This is a genomic window from Thiolapillus sp., from assembly GCF_048562965.1.
GTDB classification, from domain to species: Bacteria; Pseudomonadota; Gammaproteobacteria; order Chromatiales; family Chromatiaceae; genus Thiolapillus; species Thiolapillus brandeum_A.
Window position 1 is genome coordinate 1 of sequence record NZ_JBHNMF010000266.1, and the last position, 4,608, is coordinate 4,608.

A 4,608-nucleotide genomic window follows, 5' to 3' on the forward strand; every position below is an offset into this window, starting at 1 on the left:
GCATTTCTTATAACGACTGCTTCGCAATGGCTATAAGAAATGCCCGATCAAAGATCGGGCGAAAATGTGCCTACTGACAGGAGTCACAGACTTCCACGGCATCGGGAAGCTTGAACCCTATATGGTTCACGGCCCCGGCCGTCTGGCCTGCTTTGCCTGCCCGCGGTTCGCTCACGGTTTTCTCCGCACCGGTCGCGCCCACTGAACGCAGGTAGTAGGTGCTTTTCAGCCCCCGTACCCACGCCAGTTTGTAGAGGTTGTCGAGCAGTTTCCCGGAGGGCTCCGCCATATACAGGTTGAGACTCTGGGCCTGGTCAATCCATTTCTGGCGGCGTGAAGCCGCTTCAACCAGCCACCGGGGATCGATTTCAAAAGCCGTTGCAAACAAGGCTTTCAGATCCTCGGGAACCCGCTCGATGTTGGCCAAACACCCGTCGTAATACTTCAGGTCGTTGACCATTACGTCGTCCCACAGGCCGCGTTCCTTCAGCACCTCCACCAGCTGGCGGTTGAGCACAGTAAACTCTCCTGACAGGTTCGATTTGACGAACAGGTTCTGATAGGCCGGCTCGATGGACTGGCTCACCCCACAAATATTGGAGATGGTTGCGGTCGGGGCGATGGCCATAACATTGCTGTTACGCATGCCCTGCGCCTTCACCTTCTCCCGCAGCGCATCCCAGTCCAGGATCGTGCTGGTGTCCAACTGCAGGTAGCCGCCACGTTCCTCGGCCAGAACCGCCAGGGAATCGATGGGCAGGATGCCCTGACTCCACAGGCTCCCCTCATAGGAGGGGTATCGTCCTTTCTCGGCAGCCAGGTCACTGCTGGCCTCAACGGCGAAGTAGCTCACCAGCTCCATGGAGCGGTCGGCAAACTCCACCGCTTCTTCCGAGGCATAGGGGATGCCCATCGCCTGGAGTGCATCCTGGAAGCCCATGATGCCCAGCCCCACCGGACGGTGTTGCAGGTTCGAGCGGCGAGCCTGGGGAACGCTGTAGTAATTGATGTCAATTACGTTGTCCATCGCCCGCATGGCCACGCGCACGGTGTCCCGCAACTTGTCCCGGTCGATTTCACCGTCTTTCAGGTGCGCCATCAGGTTGATGGACGCCAGGTTGCAGACGGCGATTTCATCCCGGCTGGTATGCAGGGTGATCTCGGTACACAGGTTACTGCTATGCACCGCACCCTGGTGCTGGTTGGTGTAGCGGACGTTGCAGGGGTCCTTGAACACGATCCAGGGATGGCCCGTCTCGAAGAGCATACCCAGCATCTTGCGCCACAGCTCCACGGCCGAAACCGTTTTGTGGAGCTTGATTTCCCCCGCCTTGGCCTTCTTCTCGTAGGCCGTGTAGGCTTCCTCGAAGGCCCGGCCAGACAGATCGTGCAGGTCCGGGGTTTCGTCGGGGGAGAACAGGGTCCACTCGCCTTCCTCGGCCACCCGCTTCATGAACAGGTCGGGAATCCAGTTGGCCGTGTTCATGTCATGGGTGCGGCGGCGCTCATCGCCCGTGTTCTTGCGCAGTTCCAGGAACTCCTCGATGTCGATGTGCCAGGTTTCCAGGTAGGCGCAGGCCGCACCGCGACGCCGCCCGCCTTGATTCACGGCTACCGCCGTGTCATTGGCCACCTTGAGGAAGGGCACTACGCCCTGGCTCTTGCCATTGGTTCCCTTGATGTGGGAGCCCAGGCCGCGCACCGGGGTCCAGTCGTTGCCCAGGCCGCCGGCGAACTTGGACAGCATGGCGTTGTCCTTGATGGCACTGAAAATGCCATCAAGGTCGTCTGGCACCGTGGTCAGGTAACAGCTCGAGAGCTGGGACCGCACGCACCCCGCATTGAACAGCGCGGGGGTGGACGTCATGCAGTCCCTCCCGGACAGTTTGTTATAAACCTGTCCGGCGATACTTTCCCTGTCCACTTCATTAAGGGACAGTCCCATGGCCACCCGCATGAACAGCGCCTGCGGAAGCTCGTAATGGGTGCCCTCTTCATCATGGATGAAGTAGCGGTCGTACAGGGTCTGCAGGCCCAGGTAGTCGAACTCAAGATCCCTGCCCGGGTCGAGCATGTCGGACAGGGTATCTACATCAAAGGCCTCCAGCTCGGGATTGAGAATACCCTGCTCGATGCCCCGGCGCAGATAGGCCCGGAAATACTCCGGATACCCGGTCTCCGGGGCCAAGCCCAGCAGGCCGCAGGCCTCGTGCCGGATTTTTTCCAGCAGCAGCCGCGCGGCCACTTTGGAGTAATCCGGATCTTTCTCGATGAGGCTCTTGGCTGCCATGGCCAGGGCCTCTTCGACCTTTTCCTGCTCGATGCCATCGAAGACATCGCGCTCGAAGCGGGCCATGATGGCCCCGGCGTCAGCCTCCAGACCGGCGGTGATAGCCTCCAGTCGCGCGCGGATCTGCCCGAAATCGAGCGGCTGCTTGTCGCCGTTGGCATCCACCATGTGCAGCGGTACCGTCTCCGGTGCCTGTTCCTGCCGACGCGCCTCGGCACGGGCTTCGCGGTACAGCACGTAGGCCCGCGCGTACTGGTGATGCCCCTCGCGCATCAGGGCAAGTTCCACCTGGTCCTGAATGTCTTCAATATGGACATTCTCCCGGTCCCGGCGCTTGAGCGTGTCGACCACCAGGGTGGTGATGCGCCGGGCAATCTCGTGAATGCGGCTGTTGTTGGCCGCGTCCACGGTGGTGCCGGGGGCTTTCAGGCCTTCGGCATCGAGGATGCAGTTCTTCACCGCATCCTCGATCTTGGTGGCATCAAATTCAACCACCTGGCCATTGCGCTTGATCGTTTTCATCTTTTATCTCCTATTTCCAGTTTGTTTCAGGCCATTCTCCCACTGGAACGTCGGGTGGAACGGCCGGTTTGAGTAACAGCAACCGGTGACGCTCCCCTGCCGAATCGTCGGTTTTGACGGGTAGCGTCACCAGATGCTGTGATTTTTGTTCGATACGGGATTAACTGACTCGGTAAAGCTTGTGATAACGGATACTTACGCGCCCAACACACAATCTTCCGACTCAGCCATTCACACCAATCGGTGACTTTGCCTAAGAGGCTCCATACCAACCAGGAACTCTCAATCACGTAGCATTTCCGAACATTCAGACGCTTACGATGTTTTGATTCACCCGTTGCTGTGAATTGAGTCACTTAATGCTGTAACTGACAAATCAGCCCCACTGGAGCGCCGAACCGGCCTGATAGTCAGTTACAGTGGTCTCGAAGAAATTCTTCTCCTTGCGCAGGTTGGCTTGTTCATCCAACCATGGCAGGGCGCACTGGGCGCCCGGGAAGGGTTCTTCGATCTCCAGCTGCCGGGCGCGGCGGTTGGCCACGAACCGGAACTGCTCCAGGTGATCTTCCTTGCAGTATCCCAGGATGGGGTCGCGCAGGATATAGCCCGCATAGGCCGCTTCCGCAGCCTCCGCCTGGTCCCACATCTCGCGCAGCTTTTTCGGATCGAGGGTCAGCCCCTCTTCAAGGCGAATCTGGTTGACCACCTTGATTCCGAAATTGGCGTGAAGCACTTCGTCACGCATGATGTACTGCAACTGCTCGGCGGTGCCCTTCATCAGGCCCCGGCGTTGCAGGGCAAAGATGGGGCTGAAACCGTTGTAGAACCAGCAGCCTTCGAAAACGCCAGCGAAAAACGTGTACGCCATGACGAAGGTTTCCAGCTCGTCCCGGTTGGTCAGATCAATGTCCGACCGCAGCACAGACTCGAGCCTCTGGTTGGTAATCCGGATCTTTTGGTGAATCTCCGGCACCACGCGGTAGCGGTTGTAAACCTCGAGCTGGTCCAGGCCCAAGGTTTCGATGCAGTGCTGATAAGTCCAGGTATGCACCGATTCTTCATAGACCTGGCGCGCCTGGTAGATCTGCAGCTCGGGGGCGGTCATCTTTTCCATCACCGCCAGGCCGATGTTGCGCATGGCCAGGATATCGCTCGTGGTGAGGTAGGCGAGCACGCTCTCATAGACGTGGCGCTCCTCCAGGGTGAGCTTGTGCTGGTAATCCTGCACATCCTGGGCCATGTTGATGTCCAGCGGCGTCCAGTGGTTCTTGTTGGCGTTGAGAAAGAATTCCCAGGCCCAAGGGTACTTGAACGGCGCCAGCTGGTTGATATCGGTCTGGCCATTGATGACCCGCTTATCCTCAGCGCTTACCGCTTCTGCGGCAGGCGCCGTGATGGCGGGCGGTTCCTCCGGCTCCAGGGAAGGGGCCGGTTTTGGGGGGGCTGACGTGGCCAGTCCCAGGGGGTTATCCCAATTGTTTAAGTGCATTTTGTGTCTCCTGTTTTGAAATTGACAAACGGGAGACACAGCACCCCCTATTGGGAAACTGTATCTCCCGCTGGGGGGGTGTGTGGCCGAAGAAGGTCGGCTACCTTATGTCAGCGAGGCTGACGAAAACCACACAACCGATTTTGCTCTGGCGCGCACGCGCATGCAGACCAAAACCTGCTGTCCTGGTATCGGATGATTACACCGCGAATGGTGTCGGAGGTGCCACGTAGAAGGCGCAGGCCTGATGCCTGGCGTCGTGGTGTTGGTGCGGTTGCACCCTCTGTCGCGTGAAGCGATCCCGGTA

General features: G+C 59.0%; 1 protein-coding gene and 1 pseudogene. Both read right to left on the reverse strand.

Annotated elements, in window-relative coordinates; genetic code table 11:
- Positions 1-70: 70 nt before the first annotated feature.
- Positions 71-2,809: pseudogene (locus tag ACOCD2_RS12890) on the reverse strand (ribonucleoside-diphosphate reductase subunit alpha); the annotation flags it as partial.
- A 379-nt stretch (positions 2,810-3,188) separates the two neighbouring features.
- Positions 3,189-4,301: a ribonucleotide-diphosphate reductase subunit beta gene (locus ACOCD2_RS12895; protein WP_293646626.1), complete on the reverse strand. Its 1,113-nt coding sequence runs from the start codon at positions 4,299-4,301 to the stop codon at positions 3,189-3,191.
- Positions 4,302-4,608 lie beyond the last annotated feature (307 nt).